The organism is Promicromonospora sp. NPDC019610 (assembly GCF_044389365.1).
Taxonomy (GTDB): domain Bacteria; phylum Actinomycetota; class Actinomycetes; order Actinomycetales; family Cellulomonadaceae; genus Promicromonospora.
In genome coordinates this window covers 635950-657319 of the sequence record NZ_JBIRXX010000003.1, presented here as the reverse complement: position 1 = coordinate 657319, position 21370 = coordinate 635950, and the positions used below count along the sequence as shown (strand labels likewise).

The 21370-nt window shown below is 73.3% G+C and carries 15 protein-coding genes and 1 pseudogene; 8 read left to right on the top strand and 8 right to left on the bottom strand.

The window, feature by feature from the left end:
- Positions 1-30 precede the first annotated feature (30 nt).
- The 3 genes and pseudogenes from ACH45N_RS24045 to ACH45N_RS24035 all read left to right on the top strand — a co-directional run.
- A pseudogene (locus tag ACH45N_RS24045) lies at positions 31-993 on the top strand (acyltransferase family protein); the annotation flags it as partial.
- 112 nt (positions 994-1105) lie between these two features.
- Positions 1106-2398, top strand: coding sequence for an SGNH hydrolase domain-containing protein (locus ACH45N_RS24040; protein WP_397398470.1), 1293 nt, complete (start codon positions 1106-1108; stop codon positions 2396-2398).
- A gap of 11 nt (positions 2399-2409) precedes the next feature.
- Positions 2410-3384, top strand: a complete 975-nt coding sequence (locus tag ACH45N_RS24035) for an acyltransferase family protein (RefSeq protein ID WP_397398635.1) — start codon at positions 2410-2412, stop codon at positions 3382-3384.
- 45 nt (positions 3385-3429) lie between these two features.
- Here ACH45N_RS24035 and ACH45N_RS24030 read toward each other — a convergent pair whose 3' ends face one another.
- A complete protein-coding gene (locus tag ACH45N_RS24030) occupies positions 3430-4677 on the bottom strand; it encodes a CHAP domain-containing protein (protein ID WP_397398469.1) in 1248 nt (415 codons plus the stop codon).
- A gap of 47 nt (positions 4678-4724) precedes the next feature.
- Positions 4725-6836 carry an acyltransferase family protein gene (locus ACH45N_RS24025; RefSeq protein ID WP_397398468.1) on the bottom strand — a complete coding sequence of 704 codons (2112 nt, stop codon included), beginning with the start codon at positions 6834-6836 and terminating at the stop codon, positions 4725-4727.
- Positions 6837-7034: 198 nt separating this feature from the next.
- Here ACH45N_RS24025 and ACH45N_RS24020 point away from each other — a divergent pair, with 198 nt between their 5' ends.
- Positions 7035-8528: a S8 family peptidase gene (locus ACH45N_RS24020; protein ID WP_397398467.1), complete on the top strand. Its 1494-nt coding sequence runs from the start codon at positions 7035-7037 to the stop codon at positions 8526-8528.
- A 68-nt stretch (positions 8529-8596) separates the two neighbouring features.
- Here the strand turns inward: ACH45N_RS24020 and ACH45N_RS24015 are convergent, their stop codons facing one another.
- The 4 genes from ACH45N_RS24015 to ACH45N_RS24000 all read right to left on the bottom strand — a co-directional run bounded on the left by ACH45N_RS24015 (position 8597) and on the right by ACH45N_RS24000 (position 14046).
- Positions 8597-10759, bottom strand: coding sequence for an acyltransferase family protein (locus tag ACH45N_RS24015; RefSeq protein WP_397398466.1), 2163 nt, complete (start codon positions 10757-10759; stop codon positions 8597-8599).
- Between the two features lie 192 nt (positions 10760-10951).
- The gene (gene cysN, locus ACH45N_RS24010; protein ID WP_397398465.1) at positions 10952-12265 is read right to left on the bottom strand and encodes a sulfate adenylyltransferase subunit CysN; all 1314 of its coding nucleotides are present in this window, start codon (positions 12263-12265) and stop codon (positions 10952-10954) included.
- Positions 12265-13167, bottom strand: a complete 903-nt coding sequence (gene cysD, locus ACH45N_RS24005; RefSeq protein ID WP_397398464.1) for a sulfate adenylyltransferase subunit CysD — start codon at positions 13165-13167, stop codon at positions 12265-12267. The genes cysN and cysD overlap by 1 nt, the downstream gene beginning before the upstream one ends.
- A gap of 3 nt (positions 13168-13170) precedes the next feature.
- The gene (locus ACH45N_RS24000) at positions 13171-14046 is read right to left on the bottom strand and encodes a 3'(2'),5'-bisphosphate nucleotidase CysQ (protein WP_397398463.1); all 876 of its coding nucleotides are present in this window, start codon (positions 14044-14046) and stop codon (positions 13171-13173) included.
- A gap of 239 nt (positions 14047-14285) precedes the next feature.
- Here ACH45N_RS24000 and ACH45N_RS23995 point away from each other — a divergent pair, with 239 nt between their 5' ends.
- A complete protein-coding gene (locus ACH45N_RS23995; protein ID WP_397398462.1) occupies positions 14286-15377 on the top strand; it encodes a sulfite exporter TauE/SafE family protein in 1092 nt (363 codons plus the stop codon).
- The gene (cysC, locus tag ACH45N_RS23990; protein WP_397398461.1) at positions 15374-16753 is read left to right on the top strand and encodes an adenylyl-sulfate kinase; all 1380 of its coding nucleotides are present in this window, start codon (positions 15374-15376) and stop codon (positions 16751-16753) included. The genes ACH45N_RS23995 and cysC overlap by 4 nt, the downstream gene beginning before the upstream one ends.
- A 127-nt stretch (positions 16754-16880) precedes the next feature.
- On the opposite strand, the gene ACH45N_RS23985 is transcribed toward cysC, so the two are convergent.
- A complete protein-coding gene (locus ACH45N_RS23985) occupies positions 16881-17888 on the bottom strand; it encodes an ABC transporter ATP-binding protein (protein ID WP_397398460.1) in 1008 nt (335 codons plus the stop codon).
- Positions 17881-18876, bottom strand: coding sequence for an ABC transporter permease (locus ACH45N_RS23980; protein ID WP_397398459.1), 996 nt, complete (start codon positions 18874-18876; stop codon positions 17881-17883). Before ACH45N_RS23980 ends, ACH45N_RS23985 begins: the two co-directional genes overlap by 8 nt.
- Positions 18877-19040: 164 nt before the next feature.
- Between ACH45N_RS23980 and ACH45N_RS23975 the strand changes: the two genes are divergently transcribed.
- Both ACH45N_RS23975 and ACH45N_RS23970 read left to right on the top strand, forming a co-directional pair.
- Entirely contained in the window at positions 19041-20114 is a 1074-nt protein-coding gene (locus ACH45N_RS23975; protein ID WP_397398458.1) for a hypothetical protein, read from the top strand.
- The gene (locus ACH45N_RS23970; RefSeq protein WP_397398457.1) at positions 20111-21334 is read left to right on the top strand and encodes a DUF6716 putative glycosyltransferase; all 1224 of its coding nucleotides are present in this window, start codon (positions 20111-20113) and stop codon (positions 21332-21334) included. Before ACH45N_RS23975 ends, ACH45N_RS23970 begins: the two co-directional genes overlap by 4 nt.
- Positions 21335-21370 lie beyond the last annotated feature (36 nt).

Below are 21370 nucleotides of genomic sequence, written 5' to 3'. Positions count from 1 at the left end.
GGCGTAAGGCGCGGGCCCTAGCGTGCCGACGTGCTCCTCACCCTCCCCGCCGCACCAGCCCCGGCCGCACCGGCCCGTCGGGTCGCCGCCCTCGACGGGCTGCGCGGGCTCGCCCTGCTCCTCGTGGTCGCGTTCCACCTCTTCGGCCAGGGCCGGGTCTCGGGCGGCGTCGACGTGTTCCTGGTGTTGTCCGGGTTCTTCGCGACCGGCACGCTGCTGCGCCGCGCCGAGGGCGGCACCCTGCGGCTCGCGGCGCACTACGCCCGGACGCTCGCGCGCCTGCTGCCCGCAGCGCTCGTGGTGCTGGCCGCCGTCACGGTCGCCCTGCTCGCGCTCGCGCCCCGGCTGCGCTGGTCGGCGGGCCTGCGCGAGGTCGGCGCGGCCGCGACGTTCTGGGAGAACTGGGAGCTGGTGCACTCCGCGCTCGCGTACGGCGCGGCCGGACCCGACGCCAGCCCGCTGCAGCACTTCTGGTCGCTCTCGGTGCAGGGCCAGTTCTTCGCCGTCTGGCCGCTGGTGGTGCTGTGCCTGGTCGCCGCCGCCCGACGCCGCGCGCGAGCCGGGCGCGGACCGTCGGCGCCCCGGCACCTGGTCACCGCGGTGACGGGCGCGGCCACCGCCGCGTCGTTCGGCTACGCGCTGTGGCTCGTCCGGGTGGACCAGCAGGTCGCCTACTTCAGCACCTTCACGCGGTTCTGGGAGATCGGCGTGGGGGCGCTGCTCGCCCTGCTCCTCCCGCACGCCGGCCGCGCGGTCGCCCAGGCCGGCCGCGTACGGAGCCGGCTCGGGTGGGCGGGCCTCGTCCTGGTCGTGGGGTCGGGCTTCGTGGTCGACGGCGCCGACGTGTTCCCCGGCGCCTGGGCGCTCGTGCCGGTGGGCGGCGCGGCGCTGGTGCTGATCGCGACCGTCCCGGGGCCGGCGGCGGGGGCGCGTCCCGCCGGCCGCCCGTCCCGCGGCGTCGAGCGGCTCCTGGACAGCGCCCCGCTGCGTCTCGGCGCGCGCGTCTCGTACGCGCTGTACCTGTGGCACTGGCCCGTCCTGGTGTTCTGGCTCCTGACGACGGGGGGCGCACCGCGCGACCCCGCTGACCGCCGCCGGGGTCCTGGTGGCCTCGGCCGCGCTCGCCTGGCTCACCACGCGGTACGTGGCCGAGCCGCTGCTCGCCCACGTCACGGCCCGTCTGGCCGCGCGCCGGCCCGCGAGCGCCGCCGCCCAGCGCGGCCCCGCCGACACGCCCGGCCCCGCCGACCTGGTCGGCGACGTGACCGCCCGGGCCACCGGGACGCCGTCGGGCCGGCAGACGCTCGCCGTGCTCGCGGGCGCCGCCGTGCTGATGCTGGGCGGCACCCAGGCCGCGGCCACCGCGCACGACCAGACGGTGCGGCACAGCGTCGACGGGCTGCTCGCCCCCTCGCCGGACCATCCGGGCGCCGCGGCCCTCGCCCCGGGCTCGCCCCCCGCGGATCCCGCGGACGCCGGCCGCGACGACCCGGACGCGGTCCCGTTCCGGCCCGCCACGTGGGTGGCCTACGACGACCATCCCGACCGGCCCGACTGCGTGCAGGGCGGCGACCGCTCCGAGCTGCTGGAGTGCACGGTCGTGGCGCAGGACGACCCGGTGGCCGTCGTCTACCTCGCGGGGGCGTCGCACGAGCAGCAGTACGAGGAGGCGTTCGCCGCGCTGGCCCGGGCGCACGGCTGGGAGCTGCGCGAGATGCTCAAGCACGGCTGCCGCCTCGCGACGTCGGGCGGCGGCGAGAGCACGGCCGGCACGGGGTCCGCGGGTGCGGAGGCCGCCAGCAGGGGATCCACGGGCGCAGGGCCCACGGGTGCCACGCCCGCCGCCCCCGTACCCCCGCCGTCGTGCGCCGGATGGAACGGCCGGGCGCTGGCCGCGCTGGTGGCGGCCCGCCCGGACGCCGTCGTGGTGGTCGGTTCGCGCACGTACGAGGACGGTTCGCCCGAGCAGGTGCTGCCCGGCCAGGTGGACGCGTGGCGCACGCTGGACTCCGCCGGGATCCGCGTCGTGACCGTCCGCGACAACCCCCGCTTCGAGTGGTTCGTGCCCGAGTGCGTCGACGCCGCCGGCTTCGCCGAGGCCTGCGGGCGTCCCCGCGCCGAGCAGCTCGCCGCCGTCTCGCCCGTGCCGACGGCGCCGGGCGTGCCCGCGACCGCGGTGCACCTGGACCTCACCGACTCGATCTGCGGGCCCGAGGTGTGCGCCGCCGTGGTGGGCAACGTGCTCGTCTACCGCGACGACGACCACCTGACCAACACCTACGTGCGCACCCTCACGCCCGTCGTGGGGCGGCAGCTCCGGGCCGGCGCGCCCTGGCTGTTCGAGGACGGACCGGCCGGGGACGGGCGCTCCGACGGGCGGAGCGCCGGACCGGGGTAACCTCTGCGGCGATGAGCAGCACGCGGCACGACCCGGGACCGGACCAGCTCAAGGGCATCCTCATGGTGCTCGTGATCTTCGGGCACACCTTCTGGCAGGGCGTCGGCGACTCGTGGACCAAGTGGATGATCTACGGCTTCCACATGCCGATGTTCCTGTTCCTGTCCGGGTACATGATCTCGATGGCACGGTTCGGCACCCGGCCGTGGGGCGAGCTGCTGCGCCACTACTGGAAGCGCATGATCGCGGCGTGGCTCGTGGTCAGCGTGCTGTGGCTGACAGTGCAGGAGCCCGACGCCTTCGGCTCGGTGCGGTCGTTCGTCGAGGTGCTGGTGCTGCGCCCCTCGTTCCACCTCTGGTACGTGCCCATGCTGTTCCTGAGCGTGCTGCTGCTGCGCCTGCTCGGCGGGCCGCTCGCCCGCTCCGTGGTGGCCCGGGCGGCGCTCGGCGTGGCCGCCGTCGCCGGCGCCCTGCTGTTCCAGACGCCGCTGAAGGAGCTGGTCCCGCAGGTCGTCCTGGACAACGTGGACGCCCGGTACGCGGGGTACTTCGTCTGGATCCTGCTCGGGGTGGCGGTGCGCAACGGGTGGATCCCGCGCCTCGCCCTGGTGTGGGTGCTGCCGGTGGTGGCCGTGGGCCTCGTCGCCCGGAGCTGGGTCTACACCTCGGACGGCGCCGGGCCGTGGTGGAGCGTCGCCGCGTTCACCGTGCTCTCGCTGGGCGCGTCCCTGTGCGTGCCGGCGCTCCGGGACGCCCTGCGCACTCCCCTGCCGATCGTCGGCGACGCGCTGCGCACCGTGGGCCACCACTCGCTGTACGTCTACCTGCTGCACCCGTTCGTCACGGACGCGCTGCACACGCCCGAGGTGGGCTGGCTGCGGTCGATGGCGCTCGGGGCCGCCGTCACCGTCGCGATCCTCGTGGCGAGCTGCGTCGTGGCGGGCGTGCTGGAACGGGTCGGGGCGCGGCGTCGCCGGTTCGCCTGACCGGCCGGCTCAGCCGGCCCGCTTAGCCGGCCGGCACCCGAGGGGTCAGTACCGCGGGTACGCGTAGTAGAGCACCTGCGACTCGCGCACCCACTGCTCGACGACGCCCCGCGCGCCGGACGGCACCGTGCCGGCACCCCCGGTGTTGCCGTGGATCACCTTGATCCGGGAGCCGTCCACCTGCACCACGTACATCACGTGCGACGCCTCGCCGGACGCGATGTAGGACACGAAGGCCAGGGCGCCGACGCGCGGCGTCGAGCCCGTGGGCAGGTTGCGCCGCACCGAGTCGCGGTAGGCGCCCCACGTGGTGGACTGCGGCACGAGCGTCGCGTGGCCGGACGCCTTGAAGAACCAGGACTGGTACAGGCCGCACCACGGCGCGTTGGTGCGCGCCCACGCGTTGTACTTGCTGTACCAGTCGTAGCGCGAGCCGTTGCCGCCGTCGTACCGCACCACGTAGCCCACCTGGGAGCGGGCCGCCGCCACGACCTCGCCCAGCACGCCGGTCAGCCCGGTCGACGCCTCGGCGCCGTCGCCGTTGGAGTACAGCACGCCGCCCTCGAACCGCTGCACGCAGCCACCGCGCGCCAGGCCGCACAGCGGGTCCATCACCGGGGCGCCCATACGGCCCGTGGCGCCGCCCAGGTGCCGGTACTCGGCGAGGATGCCGCCGTGCACCCACCACGTGCGGTCGCGGCCGGAGCGGGTCACCTTGACCAGGATCCCCTTCTGGTACGAGCGGGACACCACGGTACGCGTCACCTGCCGGTGGCCCGACGTCGGCCGGCCGATCGCCGCGCCCATCTGCCGCTCGCGGGACGTCATGGTCCGGTCCGCCGTGGTGAACCCGACGCCGATCCGCGCCGTCCACGACGACCGCGCGCTCGCGGAGCCCCGGTAGATCGCGCGGTACTCGTAGACGGCGCCCGCCCGGACCCGCACGCTGTACCGCCCCGACCGGTTCGTGGTGTCGGCGCCCACCGTGCGCCAGCCGGACTCGTCCATCCGCTTCTTCTGTACGACGACGGCGCGGCCCGCCGCGGGCGAGCCGCCCACCGTGAGGCGGCCGAACATCCAGAACGTCTCCCCCTTGCGCAGCCGCCGCTCGGTGACGGCGCCGGTCAGGGCGCTCGGCCGGGCAGCGGTGGCGACGGCGCCGGCGGTGGTGCCCGAGGCCTCGCGGGGCGCGGCGCCTGCCGCGCCGCCCGTGGTGGGCACGAGCAGCGCGACCGCCAGCGCCGTGCTGACCCAGCGGGGCGAACCGGTCTGCCGAGCGAAAGATCGCCACATGTCCGGCAGGCTACGTCCGTCCCGCGGAACGCGCAGGACGAACGCGGTCAGAGCCGCGCGGGCAGCGCCTCGCGCAGCCGGTCGGTCAGCTCGGTCATGTAGGTGCGCGTCACGTGGTTCGGGTCGCGGTAGACCAGCACGTTCCCGATCACGGCGGGGCAGGTCTCCTCGTCGCAGAAGTAGTCGAGGACGTCCACGGACTTGACCCCCGGCGCCTCCTCGAGCGCGCCCGGCACGGTGTCGCGGCCGCCCAGGGCGTCGCTCCTCGGCTGGTCGCACTGCGTCGGGTCGGAGTAGTTCTCGGTGACGCACTCGATGACGTCCTCGCGCGCGTGCGGGGTGTCCCGCAGCACCACGACCTGCGAGCCCCGGTCGGTCAGCTCGTTCCAGACCTCGGCGAGACCCGCGGCGCCGGAGTGCTCCTCCCCGTCGCGCGCGGCGAGCGAGTACGACTCCTGGAAGGTCGTGACCACCAGCTCGGGCGCGAGCTCGCGCAGCTCGGCGCGGGTCTGCGCGTTGGCCGCGTTGCAGGCATCGATCTCGGGGCTCGACCCGTTGCGCGAGTCCGCGCTGTACGGGCAGGCGGAGTGCAGGTACGTGACCACGCGCCAGTTGCGCTCCGTGGCGACCTGGACGAGCGGCTCGGTGAACATCGCGGCGTGCGAGTCGCCCACCACGGCCACGGTGGCCGCCGGGTCCTCGGTCGCGCCGAACTCGCACGGCGTCGTGACGGCGTCTCGCTGGCCCGCCTGGCAGGCGTCGACCTCGGGGCTCTTGTCCTGCGCCGCCTTGATCGGGTTGGGCGAGATCGCGGTGCTGCCGTCGACGAACGGCGCGAAGTCCCGCTGGATCCCCTCGGGGATGGTCTGGTCCGCCTCGTCCGCGGCCTCCTGGGCGTTGTGGTCCCAGCGCTCGATGATGCCCTGCACCCGCCACGGCAGGGTCAGCGTGAGCCCGGCCACGAGCACCATCGCGACGAGGGCGGCCACGAGCATGCGGCCGTCGGCCCGGAACCAGCGCGATGCGCGCACCGGCTGCTCCACGAGGGCGTAGCTGGCGATCGCCATGGAGAACGAGGCCAGGAGGATCACCATGATGTCGGTGAACCGGGGGTCGCGGCCGGTGTAGACGCCGAAGAACACGATCACCGGGAAGTGCCACAGGTACAGCGAGTAGGAGATGTCGCCGATGCGCTGCACGCCCCACGACTCGGTGACGGTGCGCAGCGAGCCCGGGCCCGTGGTGCGGCCCGCCAGGATCACGGCGCACGCGCCGAGCACGGGCGCGACGGCGGCGAAGCCGGGGAACGGCGTGCCGTCGTCGAACAGGCAGGCCGCCGCGACGATGGTCGCGGCGCCGAACACGGCCATGGTGCTGCGCAGCGGCGCGAAGCGCTGCGTGTCCCGGATCAGCAGGGCCAGGATGCCGCCCGCGGCGAGCTCCCAGACGCGGGTCAGCGTCGAGTAGTAGGCCACCGGGTCGTCCGCGAGCGACTGCCGGACCCCCCAGACCAGGGAGGCGGCGCCCACCACGGAGAAGATCACCAGCAGGACGCGGCGCAGCGACTCGGGGTCCTTGACCACGACGCCGCGGCGCGCGCCGCCCCAGATGCCGACGGCCAGCAGCACGAGCAGCGGCCAGACCAGGTAGAACTGCTCCTCGACGCCCAGCGACCAGAAGTGCTGGAACGCCGTGGGGTCGTTGCTGGCGGCCTGGTAGTCCACGGCCTCGGCCGCGAGCGCCCAGTTCTCGACGTAGAGCACGGAGGCGAGCGCCTGCCGCCACCAGGACTCCACGAGGGAGGGCGGCAGCAGCACGAGCGAGAGCACGATCACGCCGACGGTGGTGACCACCGAGGCGGGCAGGATGCGCCGGGCGCGGGCGGCCCAGAACTTCTTGAGGCTCACCGAGCCCGTGGTCGAGACCTCGCGCCACAGGTGGCCCGTGATGAGGAACCCGGAGATCACGAAGAAGACGTCCACACCGATATAGCCGCCCGGCAGGACCGTGGGATCGATGTGGTAGATCACCACGAGCAGCACCGCGAGGGCTCGCAGTGCCTGGACCTCGGGACGGAACTTGCGGGTGCGGACGGGGGCCTCGGAGTTCGTCGAGGCGTGGTCCTCGGTGGCGGCCGGAGCCGTCGTCGTTGCCGTCATGGAGTGTCAGGCTCTTCGCTTCGGGGGCAAGGACGGGGCCCACTGTCCCACAAAAACAGTGGGGTGAAGAATTTCGTGTTTCGCGCCCGTTTCAGTTTGTGCGGATGCGATGGCGATCCTGGTCAGGACGCGTAGGTTGCCCTACGGGGTCCCGCAGGGGGACTCGAACTTTCAGCCACTGGAGAGTGAAGCATGCGCATGTCCCACTCCCGTCGAGCACTCGCCGTCGCCACGGCGACGACGCTCGCGCTCACCGCGCTCGGCGGCGTCGCCGGCGCGGCGGACGAGCCCGAGTCGACCCCGGTCCCGATCGTCACGCCGGACGGGGCCCTGTTCTCGTACGTCGTGAACACGGAGCGGCCCGGGGCCGCCCAGGCGGCGCTCGCCACCCAGGCGATCAGGCGCGCGGACGGCGTCGTCGTGCAGAGCTGGCCGCAGATCGGCGTCGTCGTGGTGCACTCCGCGAACGGCTCGTTCCGTGAGGACGTGGTGGCGCTCGACCGCCTCGGCGTCATCGAGTCGGTGGGCGCGACGCGCACCGTCTCCCCCACGGAGGGCACGCCCGGCGGGGACACCCCGGCGGGCGCGAAGGAGAGCCGGTCCGTGGTGGGCAAGGGGCAGAAGGGCTCCGTGGGCGGCACCGTCGACGGTCCGTCCCGCTCCACCACGGCCGACCCCGACCCGGGCGAGGTGACGCAGTGGGACATGGAGATGATCAAGGCCGACCAGGCCGTCGAGATCAACCCCGGGTCGGCGCGCGTCACGGTGGGCGTGCTCGACTCCGGCATCGACGCGGCGCACCCGGACCTGGCCTCCCAGGTCGACGCCGACCAGTCCGTGAACTGCACCGACGCCGGTAAGCCCGACCTGTCGGCGACCGGCTGGCTGCCCACCACGTCCGACCACGGCACGCACGTGGCCGGCACCATCGCCGCGGCGCAGAACGGCACCGGCATCGTGGGCGTGGCCCCGGGCGTCAAGCTGGCCTCGGTCAAGGTCGTGAACGACGACGGCTACATCTACCCCGAGTACGCGGTGTGCGGCTTCGTCTGGGCGGGCCTGGAGCGCATGGACGTCACGAACAACTCGTACTACGTGGACCCCTTCATGTACTGGTGCGAGGACCAGCCCGACCAGGCCGCCGCCAAGGAGGCCGTGCGCCGCGCGGTGGAGTTCTCGACGAAGCAGGGCGTGGTGCACGCCGCCGCAGCGGGCAACGCGGCCACCGACCTGGCGAACAACACCACGGACAGCTCGAGCCCGAACGACTCGGCGGCGGTCCAGCGGACCATCAACTCCGGGTGCGAGGACATCCCGACCGAGCTGGACGGCGTCGTGTCCGTCTCGTCGCTGACCCAGGCGGGCAACCTGAGCTCGTTCTCGAACCGCGGCCTCGGCAAGATCGACGTCTCCGCGCCGGGCAGCTCGATCCTGTCCACCGAGCTCGACGGCACGTGGGGCCTCAAGAGCGGCACGTCGATGGCGTCGCCGCACGTCGCGGGCGTGCTGGCGCTCCTGAAGTCGGCGCACCCGCGCTGGTCGCCCGCCCGGCTGGAGGCGGCCGTCCGGGCACAGGCCGACGACCACGAGTGCACCACCACGACGGCCGGCCCGGCCTGCGTGGGCACGCCGGCGGAGAACAGCTTCTACGGTGACGGCATCGCCGACGCCCTGGACGCCGTCAACCGCTGACTCCGCGTCCTGAACGTGTCAGACCCTCAGGTCCCTCCCGGGACCTGAGGGTCTGACACGTTCCTGGGTCAGAAGCGGGTGCGTACCGCCGGGGGCTTCATCGGGTCCACGAACAGCCACGGCGCCTTGACCCGCAGCGCGTTGTGCAGCGGGCGGGCGAGGGTCCCCGCGTAGGTGGCCGTCATGTGGTTGTCGTCGCGGTAGATCAGCACGTTGCCGACGACGCCCTGGCAGAGCTGGTCCCCGCAGATGTACCGGGTCAGGTCGAGGTGCACCGCCGAGTCCGGCACGCCCTCGGCCTCCTCGACCGGGTTGACCGGCGAGTACACGTCCGCACGGGCGCGGGCGCACGCAAGGCCGTCGGCGTGCTGCTCCACGCATGCGGGCACCTGGAAGCCGAACCGCGGGTTGTCGCGCAGCGTGACCACCCGGATGCCCGCGTCCGCGAGCTGCCGCCAGGCCCGGGCCTCCGCCGGGATCACGGTGTCGCCGGGCTCGGAGGTCGACGTGCGGCTGCCGATCACGACGACGGCGTCCGGCTGCAGCTCCTCCAGCCGCTCCAGCGCGTTGATCCGCCACGACCAGCACATGTCCGCCGGGTCGGTCGCGCCCACGGGGGCCGCGAGGCGGCAGCCGCGCCGGGCCAGCAGCAGCACCTCCCAGTTCTCCCTGCTGCCCACCTCCGCCATGGCGGGTGCCCACTGGATCATGTGGGAGTCCCCCACCATGACCACCAGGTGGTCCGCGTCCGGCGAGCCGGTGACCGTGCACGTCATCGGCACGTCGGTGCCCGGGTTCACCACGTTGTCCTGGATGCACCCGTCGTCGTCGACGGCGGGCAGGTCCAGCGCGGCGACGGCGGGCGCCGGCAGCACGTCGACGTCGACCGGCACGTCCGCGCCGTGCGCCGGGCTCAGGGCGAGCGCCCCGGGGTAGGACCGCGCGTCCGCCTGCGCGGCCGCCTCGGCGGCGGCGAGCAGCGCGGCGTCCTGCCGCTCCAGGAGCCGGATGCCGACGACGGCGCCGCCCGCCACCAGCGACACGGCCACCGCGGTCGCCACGAGCGCACGCGAGCCGCCCACCGCCTCCCGGAACCGCTGCGCGGGGTCGGCCACCAGCTTGGTGGTGAGCCAGGACAGCGCGACCGAGACCGCCATGATCGCCGCGGCGCCGAGCGGGTCCACCCGGTCGCGCCCCTCGTGGTGCAGGTAGGCGATGAGCAGCGGCCAGTGCCACAGGTACAGCGCGTAGGAGATGTCGGCGACGAAGCGCAGGGGCGCCACCTGCAGCAGCCGGCGCGGCCCCCAGGCCGCGGCGCCGCCGGAGCCGAGCAGCACGAGCAGCGCGCCGGTGACCGGCCACAGGGCCCAGGGCCCCGGGAACAGCGCGCCGCCGTCGAGCACGAAACCGCTGGAGACCACCAGGCCGAGGCCGGCCCAGCCGAGCAGCGGCCGCAGGCCGTGGGGCACCCGCAGCCAGGGCAGCAGCAGGGCGAGGAAGCCGCCCACACCCAGCTCCCAGAACCGCGCCCACGAGTGGAAGTACGCGACCGGCTGGTCCGCGCCGTGCAGGGTCAGCGCGAAGACGAACGAGGCCACCGTCAGCGCGCCGACCACCACGAGCAGCAGGTCGCGCGAGCTGATCCAGAACCGGCGTGCGACCGCCACCACGAGCAGCACCACGACGGGCCAGGCCAGGAAGAACTGGCCCTGGACGGACATCGACCAGAAGTGCTGCAGCGGGCTGGTCTGCGGGCCGGCCGCGCCGTAGGAGAGCTGGCCGGCGATCATCTCCCAGTTCACGTAGTACAGCGCGGAGGCGAGGAGCTCACGGCCGGTCTGCACCCACGTGCCGCGCGGCAGCACCCACCAGGTGAGGGCCGCCGTCGCCGCGAGGACGAGCAGCGCCGGGGGCACCAGCCGGGCGAACGTGCGCCCGTAGTGGTCGCCGAGGCGCAGGCTCCGGGTGTCGGCGCGGCGCAGCAGCGAGCCGGTCGCCAGGAACCCCGAGAGCACCAGGAACACGTCGACACCGCCGGAGACCCGGCCGTTGCCGAACAGGTGGAACGCCACCACGAGCGCCAGGGCCAGGCCGCGCAGGCCGTGCAGCTCGGGGATGTGCGTGCTCGCGCGGGGCCGGACGACGGCGAGCGGCACCGACCGGTCGTCGGGCGCACCGGCCGGGCCCGCCGTCACGCCCGAGGGCGGCAGCGGGTCGGAGACAACGGTCACTGATCCTCCGGGTCGGTGCACGGAGCGTGTGGTCCGGCGGGGGAACGAGCGCCCTGGCCAGGGACCACTTCGGCAGCGTCGGAGGGCCGCCGACCGAGGTCGGCGGCCCTCTGGCGCTGCGGAGCGTATCAGGACCGGGTGGACGCACCCAGCGCTGGCCGGACCCCGCCCGAGCGGTGACCCGGAGGTGACTCAGTACTGGTGCGCGGCCCCGCCGATCATGCCCGCGGCCACGGTCTTGTTGGTGGCCTCGTCGACCAGGATGAACGCACCCGTCTGGCGGTTGGCCTGGTAGGAGTCCACGAACAGCGGCTGGGTCACGCGCAGGCGGATGCGCGCGATCTCGTTCAGCTTGATCTCCGTGGCCTCCTCGTCGCGGTGCAGGGTGTTCACGTCGACGCGGTAGTTGATGTTCTTGACCATCGCGCGTGCCCACCGGGTGGTGTGCTTGATCGCGTACTTCTTGCCCTGCACCAGGGCGGCCGACTCGTCCATCCAGCAGATCTGCGCGTCGACGTCCTGCGTCACCGTGGGCGCGTTGTTCGGGCGGCAGATCATGTCGCCGCGCGAGATGTCGATCTCGTCGGCCAGCCGCACCGTCACCGACATGGGCGGGTACGCCTCCTCGACGGGGCCGTCGGCCGTGTCGATGGACTCGATCGTGGTCTCCAGCCCGGCGGGCAGGGCCAGCACCCGGTCACCCGGCTTCATGACGCCGGACGCGACGGTGCCCGCGTACCCGCGGTAGTCGCGCGCGTCGTTCTGCTGGGGCCGGATGACGTACTGCACCGGGAACCGGACGTCGACCAGGTTGCGGTCGGAGGCCACGTGCAGCCGCTCGAGGTGGCTGAGCAGCGGCGAGCCGTCGAACCACGGCATGTTCTCGGACCGGGTCACCACGTTGTCGCCCGCCAGGGCGGACACCGGGATGAAGGTCAGGTCGGGCACGCGCAGGCGGGAGGCGAACTCGGTGAACTCCGCGCGGATCTTCTCGAAGACCTGCTCGTCGTAGTCCACGAGGTCCATCTTGTTCACGCAGACCACCACGTGCGGCACGCCCAGCAGCGTGGCCAGGAACGTGTGGCGGCGCGACTGCTCCACCACGCCCTTGCGCGCGTCCACGAGGATGAGCGCCACGTCCGCCGTCGAGGCGCCCGTGACCATGTTCCGCGTGTACTGGATGTGGCCGGGGGTGTCCGCGATGATGAACTTGCGCTTGGGCGTCGCGAAGTAGCGGTACGCCACGTCGATGGTGATGCCCTGCTCGCGCTCGGCGCGCAGCCCGTCCGTCAGCAGCGACAGGTCCGCGTAGTCGTTGCCGCGGTCCCGGCTGACCTGCTCCACCGACTCGAGCTGGTCGGCGAAGATCGACTTGCTGTCGAACAGCAGCCGGCCGATCAGGGTGGACTTGCCGTCGTCGACCGAGCCGGCCGTGGCGAACCGCAGGAGGTCGCCGCTGGCGACCTCGGGGTGCGCCGCGGCGGCGTCGGGAAGAGTCGTCGTCATCAGAAGTAGCCTTCCTTCTTGCGATCCTCCATGGCGGCCTCGCTGACCTTGTCGTCGCCGCGGGTGGCGCCGCGCTCCGTCAGGCGGACGGCGGCCACCTCCTCGACGACGTCGCGCAGCGTGGTCGCGGCGGACTCGACGCAGGCGGTGAGGTTCGCGTCGCCGACCGTGCGGTAGCGCGTGGACAGGACCTGGGCGCTCTCGCCGTCCTTGAGCGGGGTGAAGTCGTTGACCTCGTAGAGCATGCCGCTGCGCTCCACGACCTCGCGCTCCTTGGCGAGGTAGAGGTCGGGCAGGTCGATGTCCTCGGCCTCGATGTAGGACCAGATGTCCAGCTCGGTCCAGTTGGACAGCGGGAACACCCGGATCGACTCGCCCTGGTGCACGCGGCCGTTGTAGAGGTTCCAGATCTCGGGGCGCTGGTTCTTCGGGTCCCACTGGCCGAAGTCGTCGCGGAAGGAGAACACGCGCTCCTTGGCGCGGGCCTTCTCCTCGTCGCGGCGGCCGCCGCCGAACAGGGCGTCGAAGCCGTGCTTCTCGGCCGCCTCCAGCAGCACCGGCGTCTGGATCCGGTTGCGCGAGCCGTTGGGCTCCTCCTGCACGAGGCCGCGGTCGATCCCCTCCTGGACGGAGGCGACGACGAGCTGCACGCCCGTGCGCTCCACCCAGCGGTCCCGGCAGTCGAGCACGGTCTGGAAGTTCAGCCCCGTGTCGACGTGCATGATGGGGAACGGGACGCGCGCGGGGGCGAACGCCTTGACCGCGAGGTGCAGCATGACGATGGAGTCCTTGCCGCCGGAGAACAGCAGACAGGGCCGCTGCATCTCGGCGACCACCTCGCGCATGATGTGGATGCTCTCGGCCTCCAGGCTGCGCAGCTGGCTCAGGACGTGACTCTTCACTCCTCAAGCACCTTCTTTGCTATCTGCCCCGACCACGGACTCGACACCGACGGAGTCGAGCAGCTCACGCAGGCGCGGAGCGAGGGCCGGGGGGCATACGAACAGGTCGGGGAGCCAGGGGTTCTCCCGGTTGTACTCGAGCTCGGATCCGTCGAGGCGGGTGCAGACGAGACCGCGGGACCCGGCCACGGCGACGGGCGCCGCGGAGTCCCACTCGTACTGCCCACCGCCGTGGACATAAGCGTCAACTGTAGCGTCGGCGACCGCGAGCACCTTGACCCCGGCGGAGCCCATGGGCACCAGCTCGACGTCGGCGCGCTCGGCCAGCGCCGCCACGAAGGCGGGCGGGCGGCTCCGGCTCGCGGCGATCCGCAGCGGCCGGTCCCCGGCCAGCACCGCGGCCGAGTCGTCGTCCCGCAGGACGGCGTCCGCGGTGGTCAGGACCTGCCCGCGGGCGGGCAGGGCGACGGCGCCGGAGGTGAGGCCGGGGCCCCGCTCCCAGAGCGCGACGTGAACGGCGAAGTCGTCCCGCCACTGCCCGGCCAGGGGCCCGTCGGCGTGCCGCTCGGCGAACTCGCGGGTGCCGTCGAGCGGGTCGATGATCCACACCCGGTCGGCGCCGGTGCGGACGGCGTCGTCCTTGGCCTCCTCCGAGAGGACGGCGTCGGCGGGCCGGGCCTCGGACAGCGCGGCCGCGAGCCAGGCCTGGGCGGCGGCGTCACCCGCGTCCTTCAGCTCCTTCGCGACGAAGGAGCCGCCCGCGGCGTCGACCTCGGCGCGGAGCGCGAGCAGCACCTCCGCCGCTCCCGAGGCGAGTGCGCGGGCGAGGGCGTCGTCGTCGAGCGACGCCGGAGGGAGCGTGGGGGACGGCGCGTTCATCGGTCTCCAGGGTGGACGGCTTCCGGCAGATCCGGCCGTCCTGACGCGACGCTCGACAGGGGGCCAAGGTGCCACAGGTGCAGTCCGGCGGACGCGCCGAGGCTACCATTCCGGCATGCGATCCAGCGCCAGTGGACCAGTAAGCATCACTACCGGCAGCAGGGAGCGCTAATGACCACTATTCCGATGAGTTTGATCGGGAAACCGACGATCAGTTCCCGACCCGTGGTCCGCGCCGGATGAGCGTCGACCTTCCCCTGGTCCTGGGCGGTCTCGCCGTCGGCTTCGTCGTCGGCCTGACCGGGATGGGCGGCGGCGCCCTCATGACGCCGATGCTGATCTTCGTCTTCCGCGTCGACCCGCTCGTGGCGGTCTCCAGCGACGTGGTCGCCAGTCTCTTCATGAAGCCCGCCGGGGCGATCGTGCACCTGCGGCGCCGGACGGTGCACCTGCGGCTCGTGCTGTGGCTGTGCATCGGCTCGGTGCCGGCCGCGTTCTCCGGCGCCCTGCTCATCAAGGCGCTGCCGTTCGGCGACTCCCTCGACACCGCGCTCCAGACCGTGCTCGGGGTGGCCCTGCTCATCGCGTCCGGCGGCCTCGTGCTGCGCGCCGTGCTGCAGATGGTGCGGAGCCGCTCGGCGCTCGGCGAGGGCCCGACACCGGCGTCCGCGCCGCGCGAGCTCGTGGTCCGGCCCGTCCCCACCGTGATCCTCGGCGCCGTGGCCGGGCTCCTGGTGGGCATGACGTCGGTCGGGGCCGGCTCCGTGGTGATCGTGGTGCTCCTGCTCCTCTACCCGGCGCTCAAGGCGTCCCAGCTCGTGGGCACCGACCTGGTCCAGGCAGTGCCCCTCGTCGCCGCGGCGTCGCTGGGCCACATCCTGTACGGCGACTTCTCGCTCGGGCTGACCACGTCCCTGCTCATCGGGGCGATCCCCGGGGCCTGGTTCGGCGCCCACGTGTCGTCCCGCGCGCCGGGCGGCATCATCCGCCGCGCGCTGGCCATCCTGCTGCTCGCGTCCGCGCTCAAGCTGCTCGGCGCGAGCCTGCCCGTGGTGCTCGGCGCGGCCGGGGCCGCCCTGGTGGTCGGCAACCTGGTGTGGTTCTGGGTCAAGCGCCGGTTCGGCGCCGGCCGGCCCGCATCCGTAGCAGACTCGGCGGACGAGGACCGGCACCCGGCCGGTCCGGCCTCAGGCACGGCCGGGCCCACCGCCGAACCCGCTGCCGGACACACGACCGCACCCACAGCCGGACCTGCTGCCGGACCGCCGGCCGGCCCCGCACCCGAACCCGAGACCGCCGACGACCCGGCAGAGACGAGCCCGCACCGATGACCGACTCCCCCGCCCGCGTCCTGTCCGACGACGAGCTGGACGTCCTCGAGCTCACCCTCGGCGGCGCGCTCCCGCCGTCGGCGCTCGTGACGGCGCTGCGGCCCGGCCCGGCTCACGACGTGCCCGCCGCCGACGCTCCGGCCGACAGCCCGGTCGCCGACACCGTGCCCGCCGCCACCCTGCCCGCCGCCGCCCTGCCCGCCGGCATCCTGCTGACGGATGCCGAGAACACGCCGCTGGCCCGGCTCACGACCCGGCCCGGCGAGGCGCCCGCGGTCGAGCCGCTCAAGCCGCTCGCCGCGGCGATCGGGCCGCAGTGGGACGCCGCCGTGCGCCGTCCGGCCCGCGAGGTGCGGGCGAGCCTCGGCGACGGCCCGGGCGCCGGCCTCGGCCTGCTCGTCACCGAGGTGCCGACCCGCGAGGAGACCGACGCCGCGGTGGCGCTCGCCTCCGGCAGCGACGCCGGCTCCGGCTCCGGCTCCGGCAGCGACGCCGGCTCGGGCGTGCTGCTGCTCGTGCCGGTCGCGCGGCACGCCCCCGGCCCCGGCGTCGTCGGCGCCCCGGGGCTCGTGCGAGCCGCCCAGGGCCTGGCCGCCGCCCTGACCGAGCGCACGGGCGCGCGGGTGACCACCGTCGTCGTGCCGTGGTCCGGGCGGGGCGGCGCGTCCCTGGACGACGTCGCCGCCGCCTACGGCGCGGCCCGCGTCGAGCGGCTGGCCGCGCACCGCTCGCCGGCCACGGCCGAGCGCGTGGCGGCCCTGCCGGGCGTGCGGGACGAGGCGGTCCGCGCGCTGTACCCGCCGGCGTCCGCGGCCGAGCTGACCCGCGCCGCGAGCGGGGCCCACCGCCGCGGCGCCGTCGTGTTCTTCACGGGCCTGTCGGGTTCCGGCAAGTCGACGGTGGCGCGCGCCCTGGCGGCCGAGCTGGAGGACGACGGCCTGGGCACCACGCTGCTCGACGGCGACGAGGTGCGCCAGCACCTGTCGAAGGGGCTCGGGTTCGACCGCGCGTCCCGCGAGACCAACGTGGAGCGCATCGGCTACGTGGCGGCGCTCGTGGCGCGGCACGGCGGCATCGCCGTCGCCGCGCCGATCGCGCCCTTCGCCGCCGGCCGGGCGCGGGTGCGGGCCATGGCCGAGGAGGCCGGCGCGCACTTCGTCCTGGTGCACGTGAGCACGCCGCTGGAGGTGTGCGAGGCCCGCGACCGCAAGGGCTTCTACGCCCGGGCCCGCGCCGGCGAGATCGCCGAGTTCACGGGCATCTCCTCCCCCTACGAGGAGCCCGACGACGCCGACCTCGTGATCGACACGACCGACGTCCCGGTCCCGCAGGCGGTGGAGCAGGTGCGCCGCCACCTCCAGACCCTGCTGGGTTGAGACAGCGCGGCGCAGGGTGATCGGCAAGAAGTCAGGTGATCGGTAGAAGGTCAGGTGGTCGGCAGCCCGGGCTGCCGACCACCTGACCTTCTACCGATCACCCACCGGGCCCGTCAGAGCCCCGGGTTCAGGCCGTGGCCTCCGCGGCCTTCTTGGCCTCGGCCTTCTTCAGCTCGGCCTCTTCCGCCTTCTTCCGCGCGGCCTCCTCCGCCGCACGCTTGCGCTGCAGCGCCCGCCGACGGGCCGGGCCCATGCCGGGACGCTGCGCGCGCACGAAGTTCTTGTACGCCTCGGCGACCTCGTGCACGGGACCATCCATCACGAGCTGCCCCTGGTGCATCCACAGCACGCGCGTGCACATGGCCTCGATCGTCGAGATCGAGTGGCTCACCAGGAAGACGGTGCCCGCGTTGGCGCGGACCTCCTCGATGCGCGACTTGCTGCGCTCCTTGAAGGCGGCGTCGCCGGTGGCGAGGGCCTCGTCGATCATCAGGATGTCCGGCGACGCGGCCGACGAGATCGCGAACCGCAGGCGCGCGCCCATGCCGGAGGAGTACGTCCGCATCGGCAGGTAGACGAAGTCGCCGATGCCGGCGAACTCCACCACCTCGTCGAACTTCTCGTCGACCTGCTTGGGCGTGAGCCCGAGCGCGAGGCCGCCGATCATGATGTTCCGCTCGCCCGAGAGCTGCGGCATGAGCGCCGCGTTCACACCGAGCAGCGACGGCTCGCCGGACACGTGCACGCTGCCCTTCTTGGGCGGCATGAGGCCGGCGATCGCCCGGAGCATGGTGCTCTTGCCCGAGCCGTTGACGCCGACGATCCCGACGGACTCGCCGTGCCGCACCGTGAAGGAGACGCCGCGCACGGCGTGCACCTCGCTCACCGCGCCGACGTGCCGGCGTCCGGCCTGGAGCAGCCGCTTGTGGAAGGGCACCTTGACCTTGATCTCGCGGACCTCGGCCCCGCCCTTCTCGGCCTCCTTGCGGGCGCGGCCGCCGATGACGCGGTACACGACGTGCAGGTCGTCCACCACGAGGCAGGGGTCGCCCAGGTCGGTCTCCAGCGCCTCCTGCCCGGCGTCCTCGGGCTCGACCTCGAGGTCGAAGTCCATGTGCTCGTCGGCCTCAGTCACGTCCGTACCTCTCCTCGCCGCGCCAGAACACGATGAACCCGGCCACGAAGAACACGACGGCCCACACGCCGCCGAGCGCCCACATGAGACCGCTGGGCGGGAACTGCTCCTCCTGCATCAGCACGGAGCGCACCAGGTACAGGTACACCGCGACCGGCTGGTACTCCAGGATGCCGCCCACGATCGCCTTGGACGTCTCGGGGATCTCCATCCGCGCGACGTAGTCGGCGAGCGGGAAGATGACGCCGGAGGCGTACATGACGACACGCATGATGAACGGCAGCACGTTCTCGATGTCCGGCGTCGTGGCCACGTACCGCGCCATGAAGAAGGCCAGCCCGGTGTTGAAGATCCACATCAGCGCGACGGCAGCGGGCAGCAGGAGCCACCACCAGGTGATGTGGATCATCTCGTAGCCGGGCAGCAGCCCGCTGAGCAGCGACACGATGCACATGACCACGATCGCGGGGAGCAGCGTGGTCAGCAGCGACAGCACCGTCGACATCGGCAGCACGGCGCGCGGGAAGTGCAGGGAGCGCAGCAGCTGGGTCTTGCCGCTGATCGACTTGGCGCCGCCGGTCACCGACGACTCGATGAAGCGGTACATGAAGACGCCGATCACGATGAACGCGATCGAGTTGTCCACCCCGCGGTTGAGCCCGAGCAGGATGCCGAAGATCAGCACGTACACGGTCGCGTTCAGGATGGGGTTGAGCACTGCCCAGAGCTGGCCCAGGTAGTTGTTCTGGTTCTTGGCGTACGCCGTCGACGTGGCCAGGACGCGGATGAAGGCCCAGCGTCCGGTCAGGTCGCGGATGTACTCGCCCAGCGGCGGGCGGACGTTCAGGGGGCGCAGCCCGTACTTCTTCGCGAGAGCGAGCCGCTCGGCAGACGTCGTGCCGGGGACGAGCGGCGGCGGTGGCTTCTTAGCATCACCGCTGGCGGCAGGCTTTGCTGGCGCGGCCGCGTCGGTAGTAGGTGTGCTCACGGTCTGGGAAATACCTGTCTGGTCGGGGGCACTGCCGGTGACGATCCGGCCGTTCGATCCTAGCGGGTCACGAACCCTAGCAGTGTGGTCGGGATTAGCGGAGGACCGCACGGAACCACGCCCGCCGGACCTCGGCGGACGTGTCACGTGAGAGACTGCCACGCGTGCAGCACCCCCGTCCCGCTCCTCGAACGACCGACCCGGACGCCACGTTCCCGCGTGTCGCCGGCGCCCTGGTCGAGTCGCCGCTGCAGCTGCTCTGCACGGTGGAAGCGCACGCCGCCGGGTACGGCGGTACCGAGACGCACGTGCACGTGCGCGACGACGTCCCCGCCCTGGGCGACGCCCTGTCCGCGGTGCGCGAGCTCAGCCTCCCCGACGGACTGACCTTCGACCTGGCCGGCCGCCGCAGCGCCCTGACCGCGCGCGAGCCCGTCTGGCTCGTGGGCGACGCCTTCTCCGGCCTGTTCCAGGCCACCGCGCCCCTGCGGCGCCCGGAGCGCATGGTCCTGGTCGACGACGGCCTGGCGACGCTCGAGCTGTGCCGCCTGCTGGTGCGCCGCGACCCGCTGGTCCGGATCGGCCGGCCCGCGCGTGCCCCCCGCCGCCGGCTCGGCGCCGTCGCCGCCGGACGTCTGCGGTCGCTCGCCGCCGACGGCCGCGTCACGATCTTCACCGCCATGCCGCTCACCCCCGAGCTGTCCGCGGGCCTGCGGGCCCAGGGCTTCGACGTGCGGCACAACCAGTTCGGCTGGCTCACCGCGCAGCCCGCCGACGAGGCCATGCCGGAACCCACGATCGTCGTCGGGTCGGCGATGGCCGCGGACCAGCTGATCGACCCGCACCGCTACGTCGACTGGATCCGGTCGCTGGCCAAGGAGAGCGCCCTGCGCTACGTGCCGCACCGCCGGCAGACGCCGGAGCTGCTCGCCACCCTGGCCGAGATCGACGGCGTGACCGTCGACGCTCCCGGAGCCCCCGTCGAGATCCGGCTGCGGGGCCTGCGGGCGGGCCAGCGGGTGCTCAGCCTGCCGTCGACATCGACCATCCTGTTGACCACTATCATTTCACCGCTCGGTGTCCCCGTCACCGCGCTCGACGTGCCCGCCGACTGGTGGACACCGCGCGCCACGGCCGAACAACGAGCACACCTGACCAGCGTCGTCGAGCTCGCCCGGCAAGCCCGGGCAGCAGCCGACGACGCTTCGGAAACCGACTCCCCGGAGGCGAACGAATGACCATCCGCGTGCTCGCGGTCGCGGACAGCGACTCGTATCTGAAGTGGGCATGCGCGACGCTCGACAGGCTCGGCCCGGCCGACGAGAGCGGGCTCGACCGCTCGGCCGTGATCGTCAAGACGCCGATCGCGCCGACCACCAGTCAGATCGCCGCCGCTGTCGCCGGGTCCTCGGTGGTCCGGCCCGCCGTCCTGCCCGTCCGGGACCTCGCCGCGCAGATCCGGGACAACACCCCCGACGTCGTGCTCATCGCGGCCACCGGGCCCGTCGCCGAGGTCGTGGCGCGCGCCGTCGTCGCCGCGGCGGGCAAGCGCCGCCCCGCCCTGATCACCGGCCTGCCCGGCATGGCGCTGCCCGCCACGCCCGAGGGCACGGGCTGGCGCCGCTGGTGCGACGCGTTCGTGGTGCACAGCCGCCTCGAGGTCGACGCCTACCACGAGGCCTTCGCCGCGCACGGGGTCACGCCCGAGGTGCCGCTGGCCCACCTGCCGTTCCTCGAGCACATGGCCACGAGCCTGGGCGCCGAGCCGGTCAAGCGCGTCGTGTTCGCCGCGCAGGCCAAGGTGCCGGACAACCGGCCCGACCGCGTCACCCTCCTGGACCGCCTGGCGAAGCTCGCCGAGGACGACTTCGAGGTCATCGTGAAGCTGCGCGCCCGCAAGGGCGAGCGGCAGACGCACAACGAGGCGTTCCCCTACGACGAGCTGTGGGACACCGAGCACGAGCGCCTGGGGCACCGCAGCGACGCGCTGCGGTTCGTCGACGGTCCGATGGCGGAGTGGCTGCAGGCCGGCTCCGCGCTCATGACCGTCAGCTCGACCGCCGCGATGGAGTCGCTGGCCCTGGGCCTGTCGACCGTCATCATCGACGACTTCGGCGTGACCCCCGAGCTGCTCAACGCGCCGTTCGCCGGCAGCGGCTGCGTGATGCCGGTGGCCGACGCCGGCGACGCGTTCCGCGCCGGCGGGCCCCAGCCCGACACCGCATGGCTCGAGGACAACTATCTGCACGCCACCGACTCGGAGCTGCCGGCGACGGTCCGGGAGCTGGCCGCGCGCCGCGAGGCGGGGACGCTCACCGAGCTGGCCCAGGTCAAGCCGTGGCTGCGTGCCCGCTACCTGCGGATGGCGCTGCAGATGTACCTGCCCAAGTTCGTCTACGACACGATCCGTCTGACGACCCGTCCGGTGCGGCTGCTGTTCCTGGACAAGAAGGCCTGACCACCCTCGTTGAGTGCTGGGTATTTGTGGCTCCGA

Coding starts and splice junctions, on each gene's coding strand:
- ACH45N_RS24035 (WP_397398635.1), top strand. CDS start 2,410: ATGAGCAGCACGCGGCACGACCCGGGACCGGACCAGCTCAAGGGCATC.
- ACH45N_RS24030 (WP_397398469.1), bottom strand. CDS start 4,677: ATGTGGCGATCTTTCGCTCGGCAGACCGGTTCGCCCCGCTGGGTCAGC.
- ACH45N_RS24025 (WP_397398468.1), bottom strand. CDS start 6,836: ATGACGGCAACGACGACGGCTCCGGCCGCCACCGAGGACCACGCCTCG.
- ACH45N_RS24020 (WP_397398467.1), top strand. CDS start 7,035: ATGTCCCACTCCCGTCGAGCACTCGCCGTCGCCACGGCGACGACGCTC.
- cysN (WP_397398465.1), bottom strand. CDS start 12,265: ATGACGACGACTCTTCCCGACGCCGCCGCGGCGCACCCCGAGGTCGCC.
- ACH45N_RS24000 (WP_397398463.1), bottom strand. CDS start 14,046: ATGAACGCGCCGTCCCCCACGCTCCCTCCGGCGTCGCTCGACGACGAC.
- ACH45N_RS23995 (WP_397398462.1), top strand. CDS start 14,286: ATGAGCGTCGACCTTCCCCTGGTCCTGGGCGGTCTCGCCGTCGGCTTC.
- cysC (WP_397398461.1), top strand. CDS start 15,374: ATGACCGACTCCCCCGCCCGCGTCCTGTCCGACGACGAGCTGGACGTC.
- ACH45N_RS23970 (WP_397398457.1), top strand. CDS start 20,111: ATGACCATCCGCGTGCTCGCGGTCGCGGACAGCGACTCGTATCTGAAG.